The sequence below is a fragment of the Aquirufa esocilacus genome (genome assembly GCF_042715595.1).
Taxonomy (GTDB): domain Bacteria; phylum Bacteroidota; class Bacteroidia; order Cytophagales; family Spirosomataceae; genus Aquirufa; species Aquirufa esocilacus.
Genome location: NZ_JBBKXX010000001.1, coordinates 441,645 through 463,191 on the forward strand (window position 1 = coordinate 441,645; position 21,547 = coordinate 463,191).

At 41.3% G+C, this 21,547-nt stretch carries 17 protein-coding genes and 1 tRNA gene; 12 read left to right on the forward strand and 6 right to left on the reverse strand.

Annotated elements, in window-relative coordinates:
• Window positions 1–268: 268 nt before the first annotated feature.
• The 4 genes from SKC37_RS01840 to atpA all read right to left on the reverse strand — a co-directional run bounded on the left by SKC37_RS01840 (window position 269) and on the right by atpA (window position 4,195).
• A tRNA-Arg gene (locus SKC37_RS01840) sits at window positions 269–345 on the reverse strand.
• Window positions 346–386: 41 nt separating this feature from the next.
• Window positions 387–1,664 (reverse strand): GTPase HflX, encoded by a 1,278-nt coding sequence (hflX, locus tag SKC37_RS01845; RefSeq protein ID WP_377979832.1) that lies wholly within the window; start codon window positions 1,662–1,664, stop codon window positions 387–389.
• 59 nt (window positions 1,665–1,723) lie between these two features.
• Complete coding sequence (gene atpG / locus SKC37_RS01850; protein WP_377979833.1) at window positions 1,724–2,602, reverse strand: ATP synthase F1 subunit gamma; 879 nt, start codon at window positions 2,600–2,602, stop codon at window positions 1,724–1,726.
• Window positions 2,603–2,614: 12 nt separating this feature from the next.
• Window positions 2,615–4,195 carry a F0F1 ATP synthase subunit alpha gene (gene atpA / locus SKC37_RS01855; RefSeq protein WP_377979834.1) on the reverse strand — a complete coding sequence of 527 codons (1,581 nt, stop codon included), beginning with the start codon at window positions 4,193–4,195 and terminating at the stop codon, window positions 2,615–2,617.
• A gap of 257 nt (window positions 4,196–4,452) precedes the next feature.
• Between atpA and SKC37_RS01860 the strand changes: the two genes are divergently transcribed.
• The 8 genes from SKC37_RS01860 to porD are packed head-to-tail and all read left to right on the forward strand — an operon-like array spanning window position 4,453 to window position 12,216.
• Window positions 4,453–5,202 (forward strand): FKBP-type peptidyl-prolyl cis-trans isomerase, encoded by a 750-nt coding sequence (locus SKC37_RS01860; protein ID WP_377979835.1) that lies wholly within the window; start codon window positions 4,453–4,455, stop codon window positions 5,200–5,202.
• Window positions 5,203–5,206: 4 nt separating this feature from the next.
• Window positions 5,207–7,300 carry a carboxy terminal-processing peptidase gene (locus tag SKC37_RS01865; protein WP_377979836.1) on the forward strand — a complete coding sequence of 698 codons (2,094 nt, stop codon included), beginning with the start codon at window positions 5,207–5,209 and terminating at the stop codon, window positions 7,298–7,300.
• Window positions 7,300–8,100 (forward strand): inositol monophosphatase family protein, encoded by an 801-nt coding sequence (locus tag SKC37_RS01870; RefSeq protein WP_377979837.1) that lies wholly within the window; start codon window positions 7,300–7,302, stop codon window positions 8,098–8,100. Before SKC37_RS01865 ends, SKC37_RS01870 begins: the two co-directional genes overlap by 1 nt.
• A gap of 1 nt (window position 8,101) precedes the next feature.
• Complete coding sequence (locus tag SKC37_RS01875; RefSeq protein ID WP_377979838.1) at window positions 8,102–8,266, forward strand: FeoB-associated Cys-rich membrane protein; 165 nt, start codon at window positions 8,102–8,104, stop codon at window positions 8,264–8,266.
• The gene (locus SKC37_RS01880; protein WP_377979839.1) at window positions 8,253–10,004 is read left to right on the forward strand and encodes an ABC transporter ATP-binding protein; all 1,752 of its coding nucleotides are present in this window, start codon (window positions 8,253–8,255) and stop codon (window positions 10,002–10,004) included. Before SKC37_RS01875 ends, SKC37_RS01880 begins: the two co-directional genes overlap by 14 nt.
• Before the next feature lie 24 nt (window positions 10,005–10,028).
• On the forward strand, window positions 10,029–10,913 hold the full coding sequence (locus SKC37_RS01885) for an outer membrane protein assembly factor BamD (RefSeq protein WP_377979840.1): 885 nt from the start codon (window positions 10,029–10,031) through the stop codon (window positions 10,911–10,913).
• Between the two features lie 48 nt (window positions 10,914–10,961).
• Window positions 10,962–11,288, forward strand: a complete 327-nt coding sequence (locus SKC37_RS01890) for a DNA-directed RNA polymerase subunit omega (protein WP_130896211.1) — start codon at window positions 10,962–10,964, stop codon at window positions 11,286–11,288.
• A 25-nt stretch (window positions 11,289–11,313) separates the two neighbouring features.
• The gene (porD, locus tag SKC37_RS01895) at window positions 11,314–12,216 is read left to right on the forward strand and encodes a type IX secretion system protein PorD (RefSeq protein ID WP_377979841.1); all 903 of its coding nucleotides are present in this window, start codon (window positions 11,314–11,316) and stop codon (window positions 12,214–12,216) included.
• Window positions 12,217–12,381: 165 nt separating this feature from the next.
• On the opposite strand, the gene tilS is transcribed toward porD, so the two are convergent.
• Window positions 12,382–13,716, reverse strand: coding sequence for a tRNA lysidine(34) synthetase TilS (gene tilS / locus SKC37_RS01900; protein WP_377979842.1), 1,335 nt, complete (start codon window positions 13,714–13,716; stop codon window positions 12,382–12,384).
• A gap of 56 nt (window positions 13,717–13,772) precedes the next feature.
• On the opposite strand from tilS, the gene SKC37_RS01905 reads away from it, so the two are divergent.
• Both SKC37_RS01905 and SKC37_RS01910 read left to right on the forward strand, forming a co-directional pair.
• A complete protein-coding gene (locus SKC37_RS01905) occupies window positions 13,773–15,308 on the forward strand; it encodes an OstA-like protein (protein ID WP_377979843.1) in 1,536 nt (511 codons plus the stop codon).
• Window positions 15,309–15,359: 51 nt separating this feature from the next.
• Window positions 15,360–15,710 carry a T9SS type A sorting domain-containing protein gene (locus SKC37_RS01910; RefSeq protein ID WP_377979844.1) on the forward strand — a complete coding sequence of 117 codons (351 nt, stop codon included), beginning with the start codon at window positions 15,360–15,362 and terminating at the stop codon, window positions 15,708–15,710.
• Window positions 15,711–15,761: 51 nt separating this feature from the next.
• Here the strand turns inward: SKC37_RS01910 and htpG are convergent, their stop codons facing one another.
• Window positions 15,762–17,579: a molecular chaperone HtpG gene (gene htpG, locus SKC37_RS01915; RefSeq protein ID WP_377979845.1), complete on the reverse strand. Its 1,818-nt coding sequence runs from the start codon at window positions 17,577–17,579 to the stop codon at window positions 15,762–15,764.
• Window positions 17,580–17,666: 87 nt separating this feature from the next.
• On the opposite strand from htpG, the gene SKC37_RS01920 reads away from it, so the two are divergent.
• Both SKC37_RS01920 and SKC37_RS01925 read left to right on the forward strand, forming a co-directional pair.
• Window positions 17,667–18,560, forward strand: coding sequence for a type IX secretion system membrane protein PorP/SprF (locus SKC37_RS01920; protein WP_377979846.1), 894 nt, complete (start codon window positions 17,667–17,669; stop codon window positions 18,558–18,560).
• Between the two features lie 251 nt (window positions 18,561–18,811).
• Window positions 18,812–21,541: a 2-oxoglutarate dehydrogenase E1 component gene (locus tag SKC37_RS01925; protein WP_377979847.1), complete on the forward strand. Its 2,730-nt coding sequence runs from the start codon at window positions 18,812–18,814 to the stop codon at window positions 21,539–21,541.
• Window positions 21,542–21,547: the final 6 nt, after the last annotated feature.

Below are 21,547 nucleotides of genomic sequence, written 5' to 3' on the forward strand. Positions count from 1 at the left end.
GAGCGTTTAGAAGGTGCGCTCTCTTCTTTTCGTCCTCCGGACTCATTTCCTCCGGACTGACGCTTCGCGTCATGTGGCCCCGCTGGGAATCGAGTCGAGCGCGACCCCGGCCGTCTCTAGCGTTTAGAAGGTGCGCTCTCTTCTTTTCGTCCTCCGGACTCATTCCCTCCGGACTGACGCTTCGCGTCATGTGGCCCCGCCGGGAATCGAGTCGAGCGCGACCCCGGCCGTCTCTAGCGTTTAGAAGGGGCGCTCTTCTGCTTCCCTCTGGGTGGCCCCGCCGGGAATCGAACCCGGATCTAGCGTTTAGGAAACGCCTATTCTATCCGTTGAACTACAGCGCCAATATCTCTACTCTCTACTCTATTATCTCTAATCTATTATCTCTACTCTCCTTCAGGAGTATACCCATCACTATGCCCCATCAAGTGATTTCCCTCCAGCCAGTTAGGGAAAATCTGCATGTGCTTATCTTTCAGCATGTCCATAATCGTCTCCCGAAGTTCCGCTAAGTTGCTGCGTTGTTCTGCTGAGATGAAAACGGTTTTAGGGGTATTCGTTTTCCAATGGGTACGTTTTAAAAAGGCAGTTACTCGGTCCATTTTACTCAATTCGGGCTCGCCGTCTATGCCTACTTCGGATCCTTCGAAGAAAATATCTTCGACGGGGAAGAGGTCAATTTTGTTGAAGACTAAGATAGTTGGTTTGTCACCTACGCCCATTTCATTTAAAATACCCTGAACGACCTCGATTTGTTCCTCAAAATTTGGGTGGGAAATATCTACCACGTGCAATAACACATCCGCCTCACGCACTTCATCTAAGGTAGATTTGAAGGATTCGATCAATAGGGTAGGGAGCTTGCGAATGAAACCTACGGTATCCGTTAATAAGAACGGAATACCCTCCCAAACCACTTTACGGACGGTGGAGTCCACGGTGGCGAATAATTTATTTTCAGCGAAAACATCTGTTTTAGCTAGTTTTTGCATCAAAGTAGACTTGCCCACGTTCGTATATCCTACTAAGGAAACACGGACCATGCGGTCGCGGTTCTTGCGTTGCGTGTAGGATTGCTTGTCAATGGCCTCTAATTTGTCCTTTAGGAAAGCGATTCTATCGTTTGCAATACGTCTATCTGTTTCTAATTCCTTTTCACCGGGACCACGCATACCTACACCGCCACGTTGTTTGGAAAGGTGAGACCACATCCGGGTTAGTCGCGGCAACATATATTGGTATTGCGCGAGTTCTACTTGGGTGCGGGCTTGAACGGTTTGGGCTCTTTGGGCAAAAATATTCAAGATCAACAAACTGCGATCGAGAACTTTGACCTCTTTTCCATATTCCTGGATGTTAAATTCGATGTTGCGGACTTGTGAGGGACTTAAGTCGTCGTCAAAGATGAGCATGTCCACGTCTTTTTCGATAACGTAGGCCATGATATCCTCAAACTTTCCCTTTCCCACGTAGGTCTTGTTGTCTGGTTTCGCTAGGTTTTGGGTAAAACTGTGTAGCGTTATCACGCCTGAGGTAGAAGCTAGAAAAGCTAATTCCGCGAGGTATTCAGCCGTTTGTTCGGCATTTTGCTTTTGGGAAGTGACTGCGACTAAGACCGCGGTTTCTTGTTCCTCATCCGTACTGTGTACTACGTTATTTTTCATTTTAGCTAAAAAAAGCCTTTCTGCGAAGAAAGGCTTTCTTGTTAGGTAAGCTGTTATACTTATGCGTTTAGCGCTTCTGCACCCCCTACGATCTCTAAGATTTCCTTCGTAATGGCTGCTTGACGTGAACGGTTGTACTCTAATTTCAATGCTTTAATTAATTCACCTGCGTTATCAGTCGCTTTATCCATCGCTGTCATACGTGCACCGTGTTCAGAAGAATTCGATTCCAATAAGGCACGGAAGATAGATAATTTGATTGACTTTGGAATTAATTCAGAAATGATTTCTTCCTCAGATGGTTCAAAAATGTAATCAACAGAACTTGCTTTTTCGCCTGATTCTGAGGCTACTAAAGGAAGTAATTGTTCTGTTTGGATGATTTGAGTCGCTACGTTTTTCGAATAGTTGAAAAGAACCTCTACTACATCGAATTGCTTCTCTGTGAAGGCATTTAAAACTACTTCACCGATTTCGCGTACATTCGTAAAATTCAATCGAGTGAAAATGTCAGCGTGAGCCTCATTCACTTTAAATCCACGACGAGAAAGGTATTCTCCTCCTTTTTTTCCTAAGGCCAAAATCTCCACATTCCCAGCTGCGTTCAAGTCTGCATATTTCTCTTGTACTAAAGCCATCGTCGCTTTTCCTACGTTCGCATTGAATGCGCCGCAAAGTCCACGATCAGACGTTACTACAATGATTAATGCACGTTTAATCTCACGCACTTCTGTGAAAGGATTCTCTGCGCCTGCCTCTGTTTGAGCAGAAACCGTTGCAATCATTTCCGCTAATTTCTGAGCGTAAGGGCGCATTTGGTGGATTGCATCCTGAGCACGACGCAACTTAGCCGCGGAAACCATTTTCATGGCTTTCGTGATTTGTTGCGTCGAGTTAACGGATACAATTCTATTTCTTACTTCTTTTAAGGAAGCCATAGTATTCTAATTTTATGCTTTGTACTTAGCTGCTACTTCATTACCCACACGCTTCAAGGTAGCGGTTAAGGCATCATCGTATTTCCCTTGACCTAATGCTACTAACGTATCATTTTCTGTCGCACGTAATACTTGAATGAAATCTTGTTCGAATTCACGAACTTTTTCTACTGGAACGTTATCTAAGTTACCAGTTGTAGCTAAATAAATCATCGCAACTTGCTCCTCTACACGTTGTGGTGCGAATTGAGGTTGCTTTAACATTTCTAAGTTACGGCGACCACGATCGATCGTTAATTTAGTCGAAGCATCTAAGTCAGATCCGAATTTAGAGAAGGCCTCTAATTCACGGAATTGAGCTTGATCTAATTTTAATGTACCAGCCACTTTCTTCATTGACTTGATCTGCGCGTTACCACCCACACGAGATACCGAGATACCTACGTTAATCGCTGGACGAATACCTGCGTTGAACAAGTTTGTTTCTAAGAAGATTTGACCATCGGTGATCGAAATTACGTTCGTAGGAATGTAAGCCGAAACGTCACCCGCTTGTGTTTCGATGATCGGAAGAGCTGTTAAGCTACCGCCACCTTTCACTAAGTGTTTGATCGATTCTGGTAAGTCATTCATATTACGAGCGATCTCATCCGAGTTGTTAATCTTCGCTGCACGCTCTAATAAACGAGAGTGAAGGTAGAAAACGTCACCTGGATACGCCTCACGTCCTGGTGGACGACGTAATAATAGTGAAACTTCACGGTAAGCTACCGCTTGCTTCGATAAGTCATCATAAACGACTAAAGCTGGACGACCTGTATCACGGAAGAATTCACCGATTGCTGCACCTGTAAAGGGAGCGTAGAATTGCATCGGAGCTGGATCACCTGCTGAAGCTGAAACAACAACGGTGTAATCCATCGCACCTGCTTTACGCAAAGTTTGCTCAATTTGCTTCACAGTGGAAGCTTTTTGACCAATCGCTACATAGATACAGAAAACGGGTTCTCCTTTATCGTAAAATTCTTTTTGATTAATGATTGTATCGATACAAACCGCTGTTTTACCTGTTTGACGGTCACCGATTACTAGCTCACGTTGTCCGCGACCTACTGGGATCATTGCATCAATCGCTTTTATACCTGATTGTAATGGTTCTGTAACGGGTTGACGGAAGATTACTCCGGGTGCTTTACGCTCCAAAGGCATCTCGTATAAATCACCTGAGATAGGACCGTTTCCATCGATAGGTTCCCCTAACGTGTTAACGACACGACCTAAGATTCCGTCACCTACTTTAACAGAGGCGATTAAGTTGGTTCTTTTTACGGTATCCCCCTCCTTTACTGAGCTAGAGTCTCCTAATAATACAGCACCTACGTTATCCTCTTCTAAGTTCAAGGCTAGTGCTTTTAGACCGTTTTCAAAAACGATCAATTCACCTGCTTGTACGTTAGATAGGCCGTAAATACGTGCCACACCATCACCCACTTGGAGTACGGTACCTACTTCTTCTAGTTCTGCGACAGTTTTAGCTTGGGATAATTGTTCCCGTAAAATGGCTGAAACTTCATCTGGTCTTACTGATGCCATATAAAATGGAGGGGTTTATTAATTTATAAACTGATTTTTAAACTATTTATTTTGAATCAAATTTCGGGTGCAAAATTAGTCATGAAATTTGAATAATCCCATGATTTATTCAAAAAAAAGACGATAATCATAAGACTTTTTAAAGAACGTTATTTTGACAAATAATTTACACGTGTTAAATGCCGTTAAAATTCTTGAAAGAGAGGCTTTTTTCTGTATCTTCGAGGCTTTCTTTTGACATTAAATTAACACGAAATATGAAAATTAAATTACTTGCCATTCTGACTTGTCTTGTGTCTTTATCTACTTTGGCGCAAACTAAATCAAAACCTAAGCCTACTACAAAGCCTAAATTAACTATTTCGCTGACAAAAGTGCCTGTGAAAGAATTTGCGAATGAAGTTGATTCCGTTTCTTATGCCGTGGGTGTGTTAGTTGCTCAAAATTTTAAATCTCAAAAAGTGACCTTGAATCCAGCGATGGTGGCCAAAGGTTTCGAGGCAGCTACCCGAGGTGGCGCGTTGAAAATGACAGAACAAGAGTGTCAAAACGTTGTTTCTGCCTATATGATGAAAAATCAAGAAGCACTTTCTCTAGAAAAATCGAAAGAATTTTTGCCGAATAAAGAGGCGGGAGAGAAGTTTTTGGCAGAAAACAAAAAGAAAGATTCTGTTATCGTATCAGAATCAGGTTTGCAATACAAAATCATCAAATTAGGCACGGGCCCCAAGCCAGTAGCGACAGATAAAGTGAAAACACATTACCATGGTACTTTAATCGATGGTACGGTATTTGACTCTTCCGTTCAACGAGGCGAACCTATTTCGTTTCCAGTGACAGGAGTGATTCCAGGCTGGGTTGAGGCTTTGCAATTAATGCCAGTTGGTTCGAAATTTAAATTGTTTGTTCCGGAGTATTTGGCTTATGGCGTACGTGGCGGAGGACAAGTTATCAAGCCATATTCTGCTTTAATATTTGAAGTAGAGTTGTTAGAAATCGAAAAATAAACCGATGAAGAAAATACTTCCCATTTTTATTCCTTTATCCCTATTAGTTGTTTGGTTTATGCATGGCTCAGACCTGCAAAATCAGGTGAACTACCAAGAGGGTGATTTACAGCCGTCTGCTTTGCAACGTAAAGTGGAAAGTAAGGTTTTTGAGATTTTAAGTAATTACCATTACCGAAAGGTGCCGGTCAATGATTCGCTGTCTTCGAAGATTTTTGATTCGTATATCAAGCAATTGGACCCGAACAAAGTATTTTTTATTGCAGATGATATTTCTGAGTTAGAAAAGTACCGTTTTGCTATTGATGAGTCACTTAATCTAGGGGATTTAACTCCTGCGTTTCAGATATTTAATGTCTACCAAAAAAGAATGAAAGCACGCTATGCGTTCATTCACTCACAGTTAGATAAGTCGGCAGATTTTACCGTAGACGAGTCCTATCAGCCTAATCGAGAGAAAGCGACTTGGGCAAAGTCGGTTTCAGAATTAGATGATTTTTGGCGTAAGGATTTGAAGCGTCAACTATTGGATTGGAAAATTGGGGGTAAAGCGGATACAACGTCTGTTCGTGAATTAAAGGAACGCTACAAGCGTACTGAAAAATACATGGCGAAAACGAAATCTGAGGATGTGTTCCAGATTTTTATGAATGCCTACACGGAAAGTATTGATCCGCATACGACCTATATGATTCCGAAAGCGGCGGAGGAATTCAATAAGGATATGTCCCAAAGCTTCGAAGGAATCGGTGCCACACTTCGTTTAGATGGTGATTATGTGGGTATTGTAGACCTAGTTCCAGGTGGACCAGCTTACCGAAGCAAGCTAGTGAATCCTAAAGATCGTATTGTGGGTGTTGCCCAAGGCGATGATGGCAAATTCGTTGATATCATCGGTTGGTTTACAGATGATGCGGTGAAATTAATTCGTGGCCCGAAAGGAACAGTGGTTCGCTTAAAGATATTACCCGCTTCCGGTGTAACAGGTTCGCCTACCACAGAAGTGCGTATTGTGCGCGAGAAGATTAAATTAGAGGAGCAGACAGCTAAGAAAGAGATTTTGTTCCAAAAACAAGGCGACAAAACCATCAAAATCGGTTTAATCACGATACCCATGTTCTACCGTGATTTCGAGGGTGCTCGCAATAATGAGGCAGGCTTTAAATCGACTTCGGCAGATGTGCGCAAGTTTTTAGTGGAATTCAAGAAAGAGGGAATAGATGCTTTGTTAATTGACTTGCGTAATAATGGCGGAGGATCCTTGATTGAAGCCGTAGATTTAACAGGCTTATTTATTACGTCTGGACCAGTGGTACAACGTAAGGAATCAACCGGTCAAATCACACAAGAAAACGACGAGAATCCGGAATTAGTCTACGACGGCCCGATGGCTGTTTTGATCAATCGTTTCTCTGCCTCGGCGTCTGAGATTTTTGCCGGTGCGATTCAAGACTATCAACGTGGTATTATCGTAGGGGAGCAATCTTACGGTAAAGGAACCGTTCAAAGCGTGTTAGATTTAAGTCGTTTCGTTCGTTCTGAGAAAGAAAACCCAGGTGTCTTGAAAATCACCTTGGAGAAATTCTACCGCATTACCGGAAGCTCTACTCAGCACAAAGGGGTGAGTCCAGATTTCGCTTTACCATCTGCTTTTTCTGCTGAGGAGTTTGGCGAAAGCTCTCAGCCAAGTGCATTGCCTTGGGATATGATTCGTTCTACGACGTTTACGAAGACGGGAAAAGTAAATCCAGCGACCGTTAAATCATTACAAGTAGCTTTCCAAAATCGCTTGAAAACGAAGCCTGAACTATTGAAATTGAAAGAGGATTTAGAGCGTTGGAAGAAATTAAAGGAAACGAATTCGATTGCCTTGCAATACGATAAGCGCAAGAAGGAATTAGATGACCAAAAGAAAAAACCAGATGAGGCTGCGGCTGTGATGGAAGTGATGGCGGGTGCTGAAACGGAAGACACGAAGTTGGTTTCTAAAGAAAAAGACAAGCACGCGAAAGATACGTATTTGAAAGAGACGCAACAGATTATTGCGGATTGGTTGAAAGGACCTTTGGCAAGCGTAAAACCTGTGGCTAAAAAATAATGAAAGCGTTAACCGATGTGTTGATAGAATCTTCGCAACTGGTTCGAGAGACCGGCCAGTGGATTCTGCAGCAATCATCGCAGTTCACGAGTTCGGATATTATCTATAAAGGAACAAATGATTTAGTTTCGTTTGTAGACCAGCAGGCTGAAGCGAAATTGAAACAAGGTCTTTCTGCTATTTTTCCGGAAGCGGCCTTTATCGCGGAGGAAACTTCGTCGAATTACGAGGAAGTAGGGGATGGTTACTATTGGGTAATTGACCCTTTAGATGGGACCACGAATTTCTTGCATAAATTACCGGTATTTGCGGTTTCAGTGGGTTTAATCCTGAATAAACAACCCATTCTAGGTTTAATCTATGAACCGAATCGCGATGAATTATTTACGGCGGTAAAGGGACACGGAGCGCATTTGAATGGCAAACCCATCCAAGTTTCGACTGAAAATTCGCTTTCTAAGTCCTTACTGGCTACCGGATTTCCTTATTATGATTTCTCTTACCAAGACCGCTATTTAGATTTATTGAAGGAACTTATGCGTTCCTCGCACGGTTTAAGACGCATGGGTGCGGCGGCGATTGATTTAGCTTATACGGCCTGTGGGCGTTTTGAGGGATTTTTTGAAGCAAATTTGAAGCCTTGGGATGTCGCTGCAGGTAAAATCATTATCGAAGAAGCTGGTGGGATGGTGACCAATTTTTCGGGTGGCCAAGACGTTATTTTTACGGGTGAAATTATTGGTGCAGGTCCCATATTCTCGGAATTTTTAGGAACTTTGCAGTCTAAGTGGTTTGATTAATATGGAAAACGGGATCATCTTTTTGGTATTTGCTGCGGCGCTCGTTTATTTAGTTCGCCTGGTGTACAATCAGTTTTGGGGTAAGAATGCAGGCAACTGTGCCAAAGGCTGTGGAACTTGTGCGGCCTCTTCCACCCTCGATAAAATGAACAGTGAAAGAAGCTAATTCCGGTAAAACATTCGATTTTCTGATCATTAAACGTTTGTATGGCTTTATTCAGCCCTATCGTTTTCGCTTTTGGTTTCTGGTCTTTTTGATTCTCTGTATGGCAGGAATTTCTCCTGTTGTACCATTGCTTATACGCTATACCTTAGATAATTACCTAGGATTGACCTTTCAGTCAGATTTATTGAGAATGCTCGGTTGGATGCTAGGAGCGCTCTTATTGCAAACTGGTTTACAGTTTTCTACCTCGTATTTAGCTGGTTATTTAGGCCAAACCGTCATCCGTGATATTCGTATTCAATTGTATGAAAAGATCGTTAATCTGCGATTAGCCTTTTTTGATGCGACGCCTATTGGTCGTTTAGTGACAAGAACAGTCTCCGATATTGAAACACTGAATGATGTGTTTTCTGAGGGATTAGCTTCTATTGCGGGTGATTTGCTGCAATTATTCCTGATTTTAGGAGTGATGTTTTATGCGGATTGGCGCTTGACCTTGATCATCATTGCGACAGTTCCTTTTATGGTCTTTTCGACCTATGTATTTAAGGAATACATCAAGAAATCATTCAATGAAGTTCGGACGGCAGTGGCAAATCTAAATTCATTTGTACAGGAACATATTTCAGGAATGTTAATCGTTCAAATGTTCCATGCCGAAAAGCAAGAATTAGCGAAATTTAACCGCATTAATGAAGAGCACCGCGATGCCAATATTCGAGGTATTTTGGCCTATTCGGTCTTTTTTCCGGTAGCTGATGTTATTGCAGCGATTGGAACGGGGCTTGTGGTGTGGGCAGCGTCTACTTATATCGTGAAAGAGGAGATGGGAGTGGGTACTTTGACCGCTTTCATTATGTTTATCAACTTATTTTACCGACCTATTCGTATGTTGGCTGATCGCTTTAATACCTTACAAATGGGTATTGTATCGACAGAACGTATATTGACGCTCTTGGATTCGACGGATTATATCCAAAATAATGGAAACATTCAGGCGGATCACATCGATGGTAAAATTGAATTTTCGGATGTTAGTTTCGCGTACCAGGAGCCAGAATGGGTAGTTAAAAATGTGAGCTTTACGGTGGAAGCGGGTAAAACCTGTGCCATTGTGGGAGCTACGGGAGCGGGTAAATCATCTATTATAGGTCTTTTAGGTCGTTTATACGATTGCCAAAGCGGTGAAATTAATATCGATCGCGTCCCATTGACTTCGTATGAAATAGGTTCTTTGCGCAAAAATATTGCCGTTGTTTTGCAGGATGTATTCTTGTTTAGCTCCTCGATTGCGTACAATATTCATCTAGGGGACGAATCCATTACGAAAGAAAAGATGGAGGAAGCTGCAAAAGCAGTGGGAGTACATGATTTTATTCTTTCACTTCCAGGTGGCTATGATTATGAGGTCAAGGAACGTGGTGCTACGTTAAGTGTGGGGCAACGGCAGTTGATTTCATTTGTGCGTGCTTTGGTCCATAATCCGAAGATTATTGTCTTAGATGAAGCTACTTCTTCCGTGGATTCTGAAACGGAAGTGTTGATTCAGCAAGCGATTTCAACCCTTATGAAAGGACGTACGGCCGTGGTGATTGCCCATCGACTGTCTACCATTCGGAATTCAGACCAAATTTTAGTGATGGACAAAGGGGAAATTAAGGAACGTGGAACGCAGGATGAATTATTGTCTTTGGATGGTTTATATGCGCAACTCTATCACCTACAATTCAGAAAATAAACGTATCTTTGCGGGCTTATGAATTTGAAAAATAAAATATTAGTTTGTTTAATCGCCTTAATCGGTTTAAGTGCGTGTGGAAAGTTTGAGAAGTTCAGAAAGAGCGCAAACTTACCTACGAAATATAAAGCGGCTGTCGATTACTACAATAAGAAAGATTTTGATAAGGCAGGAATTCTTTTTGATGAGGTATTGCCTTTGTTGACAGGTGATTCTACACAGGAAATGGCTACTTTTTACCAGGCCAAGTGTGATTTCGAATTAGCGAATTACACCGTAGCAAATACCCATTTTAAGCGATTCTCAGAGGTATTCTCTCGTTCTGAATATGCGGAAGAATCTATCTATATGGCGGCTTTTTCGTTGTATAAGGATTCTCCTAACTTTAATTTGGATCAAACAGGTACTTTATCTGCTATTAATGAATTGCAGAGTTATTTGAACAATTATCCGGATTCAAAATACCGCGAGGATTGCAGTTTAATGATTAAGGATCTGCGAAAGAAATTAGAAAAGAAAGCCTATGAAAAGGCGAAGTTGTACTATAAAACCTCGCCATTTAATATTGCCTCGCTAAAATCAGCTGTTATCGAGATTACGAATTTCCAACGCGACTTCCCTGATTCTGATTACAATGAGGAGATGGCTTATTTCAAGGTGGTTTCCCAGTTTGATTTGGCAAAAAGTACTGTCGAATTCAAACAAAAGGAACGTTACGAAGAAGTATTGAAGTTCTATTTAGAATTCATTGATAAATACCCACAAAGTTCGTTCTTAAAAACAGCTGAAAAATGGTATACGGAAAGCCAAAATGAGGTGACCCGAATCGCCAAATTAGAAGCAGAATACAAGGCATTGCAGGAAAAAGAGAAGTCGAATACTTCAAAAATTGCTACGAGCCCGCAATAGTATTTCTTAAAAATTAACGTTAAATTTGCAATCTTAAATTATATAGAGATGTCTAAGACACCAACAAATCCATCCATCATTACACGTGATGTAGACAAGATCGCTGCTAAAACTGGTAACGTATACGAATCAATTTCGATCGTAGGACAACGTGCTCGTCAGATTTCAAGCAAGATGAAAGAAGAATTATCAGGTAAATTATCTGAGTTCGCTTCGTCTGTAGATAATTTGGAAGAGATTTTTGAGAACCGTGAGCAAATTGAAATCTCAAAGTACTATGAGCGTATGCCTAAGCCATCTGCTTTAGCTATTGATGATTTTTTAGCTGATAAAGTTGATTTCAGAAACCGCGAAGAGGGTACAACTGAAAACTAATCCAATCTGATTTTAAAGATCGATCATGAAATCACTACGATTTCTGTTGATATTCCTTTTAAGTTCTTGGGCTGTTCAAGCTCAAGAACTTTTAACTTCTATTAGTATCAGTACCGAGCAAATTCAGCTCGATCAGCAGCGTGGAGGTTCTCAAGTTTACGCTGAATTACAAAGAACGATGCAGGAATTTATGAATGGCCGAAGATGGTCATCTGATAATTTTGCGCCGGAAGAAAAAATCAAATTAAATATCAATTTACTGTTAACGAAATCCTCTGCTCAGGGAGACATCGAGGCCACGGCGCGTGTTCAAGTGTTACGTCCGGTTTTTGGCACTTCATATGAGACGGTCTTGTTGAATTTAGTGGATAAGAATTTCAACTTTAAGTACCAATTAGGTACCCCCATTACCTATAATGACAACAGTTTTTCTGATAATCTGAGTTCGATGATGGCGTTTTATGCTTATTTGGGATTAACTTATTCATATGATTCTTTTGGACCTAAAGGTGGAGATCCTTTTGTTCAGAAGTTAAATAATCTAACTAATCTAGCTCAAAATTCTGGTTCAGGCTGGGGTGTCATCTCAGATGTTCGCAGCAGAATGGGCGTTTCGGAAAACTTGATTAATCAAAACCTACAACCGATGCGGGATGTCTATTACGAATATCATCGTTTGTATTTAGATAAAATGACTGAAAATCCGGACGCTGCCCGAAAAGGCATGTTGGAAATATTAAAGTCAATTCGTCAGATCAATACGTTACGTCCTGGTGCCGCAAGTATTCGTGTCTTTTTTGATGCCAAATCAGAAGAAATCATTTCCCTTTTGGATGAAGCTCCTCCGGCTGACCGCCAGCAAGCCTTTACCTACCTCAGTATGTTGGATCCGATTAGGACGGAGGCTTATCGCAGATTATTAAAATAGCCTCCGGCTATTTTAATAATCTGCGATAAAGCATAGAGCACAAAGCATAAAGAATAAATTTCGAAGTAAATTAGTCCGAAGTCCGGAGGAAACATTTCAAATACTATCCCAGAATGGGATACCATCTTTATTCTTTGTGCTTTATTCTTTATGCTTTAAAAGATTTTAAATCGTAGTTTTTAAATCTTTTAACTCAAACACCGCCACCAACTCTGTCTTATCCGTCACCTTATTCCGATTGTCGATTCGCTGCCCTAGTATCCAAGCAACTGAACCTTTGCTAAGTAGTATTTGCGTATTCTTTTTAATGGCTAAAGGAACTTTCTTGTCAGTCAGGAAGTCAGATATTAACTTCTTTTGGTTCATCCCTAAAGGGCAAAACCAATCGCCATCCTGTACTTTTCGGATTTCAAGCGGAAAGTCCAATGTATCTGCATCTAGGCAGGCCACATTTGGATCTGTAATCGCTTTCCAGTCAGCTGTTCTTTCTTCGATGAAAATATGTAATTCTTGGGTTCCTAGTTGAATAACTTCATCATCCTCAGAGATGACGATGGGTTTGAAGTCAGCTTGACTTTTTAAACTAACAATCCATTGTCCGCGATCGATATTTAAAATATGGCTTGGAGATTCAAAAATGGCTCCTACTTTATCTGCTTTTAAAATAGCTTCAATAGAGGTTGAATTGAAATGGTAGCGGAGTAAAAGCTCCGTTAGTATAACGGTGATTTTAGGCGAAGTAGGCGGTATTGTAATCGTTGTATTTCCTGTGGTATCACTAGTACAGAAATCGTCTACAAAGGCTTGTAACTCTGCCTGCATCCAGGCTTCGATGCCTTTTATTTTTTGGCTGGTGGATGCTAGAGATTGCTCGAAATTTGCGTTTAGTTCTTGGAACTTGGGCATAATTTCGTGGCGAATAAAATTGCGTTGGTACTTGGTCGATCCATTCGATGAATCTTCACGCCAAGCTAATTTATGGGATACGACAAAGTCAAATATGTCGTCTTGGCTGGCAAAGGATAGAGGTCGTATTAAATTACCTGATTTGATTGGAATACCATGAAAACCGGCGATCCCCGTTCCTCTGACTAAATTAATGAGCATCGTTTCAGCGCTGTCAAGTAAGTGGTGTCCCGTCGCAATAAAATCGTATCCCTCTTTCACGCGAATTTCTTCGAACCATTGGTAGCGCAAAATGCGCGCGGCCATTTGGGTAGAAATCTTTTCCTGTGCAGCGAATGCGTTTGTGTCGAAGCAGATGGTGTGGTAGGGCACCTTAAAGGTTTTGGCGAATTTCTTTACAAAAACCTCGTCCGCTAACGATTCCTCGCCCCGAAGACTGAAGTTGACGTGGGCTATGCCGAAATTGAATTTGGCCAAAGAAAAGAGTTTACTCAATACAATGGAATCAATTCCGCCACTCACGGCGATCAAAATTTTCTGATCGGGTTGGAATAAATTCTCTTTTTGGACAAAATGGATAAAATCTTCCAGCATAAAAATGGTAAATTGCGTATTCAATGGAGTCACGAAATTAGTGATTCAATTTCAAGATGCGTTACAAAGGTTGGATTTTCCTGGTATTTCTTCTGAGTCTGTCGTTTTTTAGTCAGGCGCAAGGACAGCTTTTGCAAGTCATTCGGGCGGATAGTTTGAATGGAATGCAACAGGAATTAATTGTGCGCAAGACACTAATAGGACGTGTTTTATTACAACAAGGAACTACCACACTCTCTTGTGATCAGGCCATCTTGAATTCAACTACGAATAATGTGGAAGCTTATGGTCACGTTCGCATCATTCAATCAGATACGGTGACAATTACGGGTGATTCAGCACTATATAATGGGAATATGCGTCAGGCATACATCAGCGGTCGGGTGAAATTAGACGACCATACGATTATCTTGAATACGCCTAAACTTGACTACGATCTAAACTCTAAAATGGCGATTTACCATTCAGGAGCTAAAATTATAGATAAAAAATCCACCTTAACAAGTCGAGAGGGGTTCTATAATACGACTACCAAAAACTTTTTATTTAAAGACAAAGTACGCGTGATTGACAAAGAGGGCGGCTCAGTGAAAGCAGATTCATTGAAATACAATACGCTCTCAAAGGAAGCCTTTTTTATCGCACCCACTGAAATTGTGACGAAAAAAGATACGGTGATTACTAGTCGCGGTTTTTACAATACGGTTTCCAAAGTGTCTAATTTTACAGGTCGCTCCACGGCAAAAACGGATGAGTATATTCTGACAGCGGATACTTTATTTTATGATTCACCTACCCAAATTGGTGTGGCAAAGGGTAAAGTGGAATTTATCAGCCAAAAAGAAAAGGTGATTTTAAAAGGTGATAATGGTCGTTATGCTGGTAAAACAGGTGTTACCCGCGTGTATGGGCATGCTTGGATGCAGAACATCATGGAAAAAGACACCTTGTATTTGACCGCAGATACACTCGTTTCGATTAACATTAAAAAGGACTCCATTCGTAAGTTGTTTGCCTATAAAAATGTCCTCATTTATAAGTCAGATCTTTCCGGCCGATGCGATTCATTAGGTTATAATGTGCAAGATTCGATTATACATTTCTACCAAAAACCGATCCTTTGGACCCAGGATTCTCAATCCCAAGCGGATTCGATTTCTTTGTTTATGGGCAACCAAAAACTAAAGGAAATGCGTTTGCGCGGCAAGTCGTTTGTTATTTCCATTGATTCTGCGAACCATTATAATCAAATAAAGGGCAGAAAAGTATGGGTGCATTTTAAGGAGGATTCTAAATTGAATCGGGTGAATGTAGAGGGGAATGGGGAAAGTATTTATTATGTCATCGATGACAAAAAAGTAACCACTGGCCTAAATAGGGTAGAGTGTAGTCGAATGAACTTGTTTTTTGAAGATAACAAAGTGAAGAAGATTGCCTTTATTACGAAGCCTGAAGCGAAGTTTGTGCCTCCTAAAGAATGGAAAGGTGACCTGCAAGAATTAGACGGTTTCCGCTGGCGCATTTCAGAGAAGCCCACCCTACAAACGATCCTCAAGCGAGTTGAGTATCAGACACTTGTTAAAAAACCTTAAAATGCTTAGAGAGATATGAATTTGTACTAAATTCGTCTCAACGATTTGAGAATGAAAATAGTATTGCGACATATCACTTTAATTTTAATCCTAGCCACCTTGTTCGGATTTAAAAATGACCCCTACTTATTTCAAGGGGATCGCATTTTCGTTTCTCATTTATACCCTAATCCTGCCGTTGATTTTGCTCAAGTAGATTATCAATTTTCTGGTACGAATCAGGAGGTTAAAATTGCGATTTATAATGTATTAGGATTAGTTGTGAAGGAAGTCGAATTGGATAAAGAAGATCGTAGTGCTAAAATTTCCTTACGCGAATTGAATAGTGGACTTTATATGTACCAGCTCCTCGTAGATGGTAAGCCGGTCGCGACGAAGAAGTTGATGGTCCGTAAACAATAAAAAAAGAGCCGCTTAATTAGCGGCTCTTTTGATTTGCCTTAAAGAGGTGTCTTAAAAACCTCCCACTGTTCTCTTAATGAAAGCTGTTAAGTCAGCTCCTGTCAATAGATTTTGCGATAGTAAAGCTAGGTCAGAGATTTGTTTCGCTAGCGCTTTTTGTTCGCTCTCGTCTTTCAAATCAGCTAGTTTACTAATCAACGGGTGGTTTGCATTGATGGTGATGTTATAGGTGTTTGGCATAGCTCCAAACATGCCCATACCGCCACCGCCGGTCTTCGACATATCACTCATTCTGCGCATAAACTCGTTTTGAGTGACGATGGCAGGTAATTCATCGGGTGACATTGCCTCTACGGCTACCACTTTTTGTTTGTCATTCAGGGTTTCTTCGAAGACTTTCTTTACGCTCTCTTTTTGAGCATCAGATAAAATCGCTTCTAGGGTAATCCCTGTATCAATTAATTTGTCGACCGCATCAGCATCTACACGCTTCCATTGCGTCTTTTCTAATTTAGACTCCATCGTGTTAATGAAGTGGCTGTCGATCAGGGTATCCAATTTAATGACTGAATAACCTTTGTTTTGGGCGGATTGAATAAAGGCATCTTGTTGCTCGACGTCGGTGGTATACAAGAAAATCTTGTTTCCGTCCTTGTCTGTTTGGGCAGCTTGCACCTCTTCACTGTATTCGTCTAACGTGAAATACTTGTTATTCGTATCTTGAACTAGACAAAAATCTTTTGCTTTCTCTAAGAATTTCTCATCCGAGATCATTCCGTATTTGATGAATAAACCGATGTTCGCGAACTTCTCTTCGAAAGCAGGACGATCCGATTTGAATAATTCAGCTAACTTATCAGCTACTTTCTTCGTGATGTACGAATTGATTTTCTTCACGTTCGAATCTGCTTGTAAGAACGAGCGAGACACATTCAATGGAATATCGGGTGAGTCGATGACCCCGTGCAATAACATCAAGAATTCAGGAACGATGTCTTTGACCTCATCGGTAATGAATACCTGACGGCTGTAAAGGGAGATTTTTTCGCGTTGCAATTGCATCTCGTTCTTTACTTTTGGGAAATATAAAATACCCGTCAAATTAAACGGATAGTCCACATTTAAGTGAATCCAGAACAAGGGCTTCTCTTGGAATGGATATAATTCCTCGTAGAACTTCAAGTAATCCTCGTCTGTTAAATCAGATGGAGATTTAGTCCAAATCGGGTTCGGATTATTGATCACCTTATCGCCAAACTCAATCTCAATCGGCAAGAATTTGCCGTATTTCTCCAAGATCGACTTTAATTTGAACTCCTCTAAAAACTCTTCTGAATCTTCTGCGATATGCAAGATGATATCTGTTCCGCGCGTTTTCTTTTTGGCTGATCCAATCGTGTATTCGGTAGAACCGTCGCACTTCCAAGTAGCGGCCTCAGAACCCTCTTGGTAGGATTTAGAGATGATCTCTACTTCTTTTGCCACCATAAAGGCAGAATAGAAACCTAGACCAAAATGTCCGATAATACCTTTGTCATCTCCTTGGTCCTTGTATTTCTCTACGAATTCCGTAGCTCCAGAGAAGGCGATTTGGTTAATGTATTTCTTGATTTCTTCTGCGGTCATACCGATACCGTTGTCAGAAATTGTGATCGTCTTTTTGTCTTTGTCAAAACTCACTTTCACCTTTAGCTCCCCTAATTCACCGTTAAATTCACCAATGGAACTTAAACGCTTGATTTTTTGGGACGCATCTACGGCGTTTGAAACTAGCTCACGAAGGAAAATCTCGTGATCCGAATAGAGAAATTTCTTAATGATGGGGAAAATGTTCTCGGTGTGAATGGAGATGTTACCTGTTTCTTTCATATTTATTAAAATTAATAATCCTAAATTTGGTCTACCTTTTGCAATTTTAATTCCAAGTCGTCAGGAGGTGTCACATTGTCAGTTTTTATGAAAAAACTCGTCTTACTTTTATTCCTTTCATTATCATTAAATGCTCAGCAGGAATCTTTGCGGATGGCCTATCCATTTCTCCCCTTAGCCATTAATCCAGCGGATGCAGGAGCGCAGAAGATTTTTTCTGCCAAAGGGATCTTTCGCAAAAAACCTCTTTTTCAGACGATAGGCGGCGCCTCGTCTTCACAACAGTTGATGAGCATTGATATGCCTTTGCAAAAGGGGAGCTGGGGCTTAGGCTTTTTGGGTTACAATACTGATCAATCCTATGCAACTCCCTCTGGCATTATTTCATCGAATTTAGGATTAGCCGTGGTGGGTTCTAAGCATGAGTATTGGGGCAGAGGGAATCAACTGAGTTATGGTGTCAATCTTGGGGTGAATCAATATCCTATTTTAGGCAAATCGGGTTCTAGTGAGTTGTTAGGGAGTATCGGGATAGGGGCGACCTATCGAAAAGAAGCCTTGATGGTGGGAATTTCGAAGCCTACTAATCGATTTGATGGCTTGGGTGATGCGCCTCTATATTTGCAAGCGTCCTATTATTTCCCGGTGGGTGATTTGCATACACTGAAAGTGGGAACCGTTTTGCGAAAGGATCTGCAAACGAAAGTGGATTTTAATGCCGTGTTTTGGTACCAGGAAAAACTAGGTATTGGTTTGTGGTACCAGCAGACGGGTTCTGAGTTTGGTGATCCAGCTTTATTAGGTTCGCTGGAGGTACCGCTAGGTTTGAATTTCAGGGTAGGCTACTCCTATGATTTTCTGGGTAAAAATGTATCGACACTTGGTTCGACTACTTCCAGTGAAGCGTCTGGTTTTCATCAAATTTTCCTCCGTTATGACCTCGATTTTGGGCTGGGGAAATTAGGGCAATTTAGGCCTTAAAACAATAGGCTAATTATTGGTGATTTTAGAGGAAAAAATTGAAATTATTAAAGATTTTTAAAAGCTCTTTTCTACTAGTTACAAAACCTCAGAAATTTGTGCACTTATAGCTAAAAAACCCATGAAAAATTAGGGGTATTTTGCGGAGCAAATAGTAAATTGCGTAGATTTTAGCATTTATAGATTGTTAAGATTGTACTAAACCAAAACATTGAAACATTTCTTTGGCCTAAAGCCTAGAAAATTAACTTATGGATCCATTTTCCTACGTAGCCAATGCCGACACGCAAGTCATAGCTGACTTGTATGAGGCGTACAAACAAGATCCCAATTCAGTAGATAGCTCTTGGAGAGATTTCTTCAAAGGTTTCGACTTTTCTCAAACCTGGTTAGGTGAAGGAGCTCCTGCGGGCGCTGTTTCAGCTGATTCAAGCCACGTTCAGAAAGAAATGGCGGTTATCTCATTGATTAAGGCATTCCGTTCAAGAGGCCACTTATTATCTAAAACCAACCCCGTGCGTGAGCGCAAGGATCGTAAGCCACGTTTAGATTTGGCGGATTATTCGTTGTCTGATGCGGATTTAGATACCGTTTTCCAAGCGGGATCTTTCATGGGTTTAGGAGCGGTGACTTTGCGCACGATTCAAGCAGCTTTACATAAAATCTATGCGGGTTCAGTGGGTTTTGAATATTCGTATATCCGCGACGTCCAGCAAAAAGAGTGGTTACGTAATAAAATCGAGAAGGAAGCACTTTCTTTTAAGCCTACGTTTGAGGAGAAAAAGCACATCCTTCAGAAGATGAATGAGGCCGTTGTTTTTGAGAACTTCTTAGGTACAAAATATTTAGGCCAAAAACGTTTCGGCCTAGAAGGTGGTGAATCCACTATCGCCGGTTTAGATGCGATTATCAATGTGGCAGCTGATGCGGGAGTGAAAGAGGCGATGATCGGGATGGCGCACAGAGGTCGTTTGAACGTTTTGGCAAACATCATGCACAAATCATACGAAGCAATTTTTGATGGTTTCGAAGGAAATGTGCCTCATGAGATTCATGGTGACGGTGACGTAAAATACCACTTAGGTTATTCCAGTAAGCATATTTCTCCAAAAGGAAGCGAGATTTCATTGAAATTAGCTCCTAATCCATCGCACTTAGAAGCGGTAAATCCCTTAGTAGAGGGTTTCTGCCGTGCAAGTGCAGATGCGCATTATAACGGAGATTACGATAAAGTATTACCTATTTTAATTCACGGAGATGCGGCGGTAGCCGGTCAAGGTATCGTATATGAGGTAACTCAGATGGCGAAATTAAAGGGTTACGGAACGGGTGGAACCATCCACTTTGTGATCAATAACCAGGTAGGTTTTACGACAGACTTTGAAGATGCTCGTTCGGCGATTTATTGCACGGATGTGGCTAAAATCATCGATGCGCCTGTATTCCACGTGAATGGTGATGATCCAGAAGCGGTGGTATTTGTGTCTCGTATGGCGGCAGAATACCGTCAAGAATTTAACCGCGATGTATTTGTGGATATGGTTTGTTACCGTCGTAATGGCCACAACGAATCAGATGAGCCTCGTTTTACGCAGCCTACATTGTATGCGAACATCACGAATCATCCAAACCCACGCGAGGTTTACACACAACAATTAATCAAGAACGGCGAGATTGAGGCTAAATTAGCCGAAGAAATGGATTCTGCTTTCAAAGCTGAATTACAGGCTCGTTTAGATATGGTGAAGCAAAAAGTGAGCCCACCGTATGTTCCCTTGAAATTAGATAATCGCTGGTCAGCACTTCGTTTCTCGAACGAAACGGATTTCGATTCATCTCCTAAAACGGCGATCTCAAAAGACGTAATTGATTCAGTAGCGAAGGCCTTGACTTCATTGCCAAAAGGTTTTACTGCCTTAAAGCAAATCGAAAAAGTGATTGCAGATCGCAAAGGATATTTCGAAAAAGGCCAATTAAACTGGGCTACGGCAGAATTATTAGCGTATGGTTCACTTCTTTTAGAAGGCAAACCAGTACGTTTATCTGGTCAAGATGTGCAACGTGGTACGTTCTCTCACCGTCACGTCGTATTACACGACGCGAACACGAATGAGAACTACAATTCGTTAAACCACATCAAAGAGGGTCAAGAGCAAGCGCAGATTTATAACTCCTTACTTTCTGAGTATGGGGTTTTAGGTTTTGAGTTTGGTTATGCCTTAGCGAATCCAGATGCACTAGTTATCTGGGAAGCACAGTTTGGTGACTTCGCCAATGGCGCTCAAACGATGATTGACCAATTCGTTTCATCTCACGAATCGAAGTGGGGTACACAGAATGGTTTAGTGATGTTATTGCCGCACGGTTATGAGGGACAAGGTCCAGAGCATTCGAATGCACGTCCAGAGCGTTTCTTGCAGTTAGCTGCCGAAAACAACATGATCGTGGCGAACTTAACGACGCCAGCGAATATTTTCCACGCTTTACGTCGTCAATTGACTTGGGATTTCCGCAAGCCATTAGTGGTGATGTCGCCTAAGTCCATCTTCCGTCACCCGAAAGTGGTTTCGCCTATCGAAGAGTTTACGAAAGGTAAATTCCAAGAGGTGATCGGTGATAGTTATGCAGATAAGGCCAAAGTGAAGAAGGTATTACTTTGCTCAGGCAAAGTATACTTCGATCTATTGGATCGTCAAGAAAAAGATAAGCGCAAGGATGTGGCGATTGTACGTTTGGAACAATTACACCCATTCCCTACGAAGCAAGTAGACGCAGAATTAGCGAAATACAAAGGCGCAGATGTATTCTTCGTGCAAGAAGAACCGGAAAACATGGGCTACTGGTCGTATGTGATCCGTGAATTTGGCTGGTCTAAATTCAAAGGTTTAGTAGCACGTAAAAAATCCGCTTCTCCAGCGACTGGGTTCTTGAAAGTTCATGGCGTAGAGCAAGCAAACCTAATTAACAAAGCATTCGAATAATAGATT

What these genes read in the sequence shown, in the direction of transcription:
- tilS (WP_377979842.1), bottom strand. Translation starts at nt 13,716, where the DNA reads ATGCTGGAAGATTTTATCCATTTTGTCCAAAAAGAGAATTTATTCCAA.
- SKC37_RS01925 (WP_377979847.1), top strand. Translation starts at nt 18,812, where the DNA reads ATGGATCCATTTTCCTACGTAGCCAATGCCGACACGCAAGTCATAGCT.
- SKC37_RS01890 (WP_130896211.1), top strand. Translation starts at nt 10,962, where the DNA reads ATGTCTAAGACACCAACAAATCCATCCATCATTACACGTGATGTAGAC.
- hflX (WP_377979832.1), bottom strand. Translation starts at nt 1,664, where the DNA reads ATGAAAAATAACGTAGTACACAGTACGGATGAGGAACAAGAAACCGCG.
- SKC37_RS01910 (WP_377979844.1), top strand. Translation starts at nt 15,360, where the DNA reads ATGAAAATAGTATTGCGACATATCACTTTAATTTTAATCCTAGCCACC.
- atpA (WP_377979834.1), bottom strand. Translation starts at nt 4,195, where the DNA reads ATGGCATCAGTAAGACCAGATGAAGTTTCAGCCATTTTACGGGAACAA.
- htpG (WP_377979845.1), bottom strand. Translation starts at nt 17,579, where the DNA reads ATGAAAGAAACAGGTAACATCTCCATTCACACCGAGAACATTTTCCCC.
- SKC37_RS01870 (WP_377979837.1), top strand. Translation starts at nt 7,300, where the DNA reads ATGAAAGCGTTAACCGATGTGTTGATAGAATCTTCGCAACTGGTTCGA.
- atpG (WP_377979833.1), bottom strand. Translation starts at nt 2,602, where the DNA reads ATGGCTTCCTTAAAAGAAGTAAGAAATAGAATTGTATCCGTTAACTCG.
- SKC37_RS01920 (WP_377979846.1), top strand. Translation starts at nt 17,667, where the DNA reads ATGAAAAAACTCGTCTTACTTTTATTCCTTTCATTATCATTAAATGCT.
- SKC37_RS01875 (WP_377979838.1), top strand. Translation starts at nt 8,102, where the DNA reads ATGGAAAACGGGATCATCTTTTTGGTATTTGCTGCGGCGCTCGTTTAT.
- SKC37_RS01860 (WP_377979835.1), top strand. Translation starts at nt 4,453, where the DNA reads ATGAAAATTAAATTACTTGCCATTCTGACTTGTCTTGTGTCTTTATCT.
- SKC37_RS01905 (WP_377979843.1), top strand. Translation starts at nt 13,773, where the DNA reads ATGCGTTACAAAGGTTGGATTTTCCTGGTATTTCTTCTGAGTCTGTCG.
- SKC37_RS01865 (WP_377979836.1), top strand. Translation starts at nt 5,207, where the DNA reads ATGAAGAAAATACTTCCCATTTTTATTCCTTTATCCCTATTAGTTGTT.
- porD (WP_377979841.1), top strand. Translation starts at nt 11,314, where the DNA reads ATGAAATCACTACGATTTCTGTTGATATTCCTTTTAAGTTCTTGGGCT.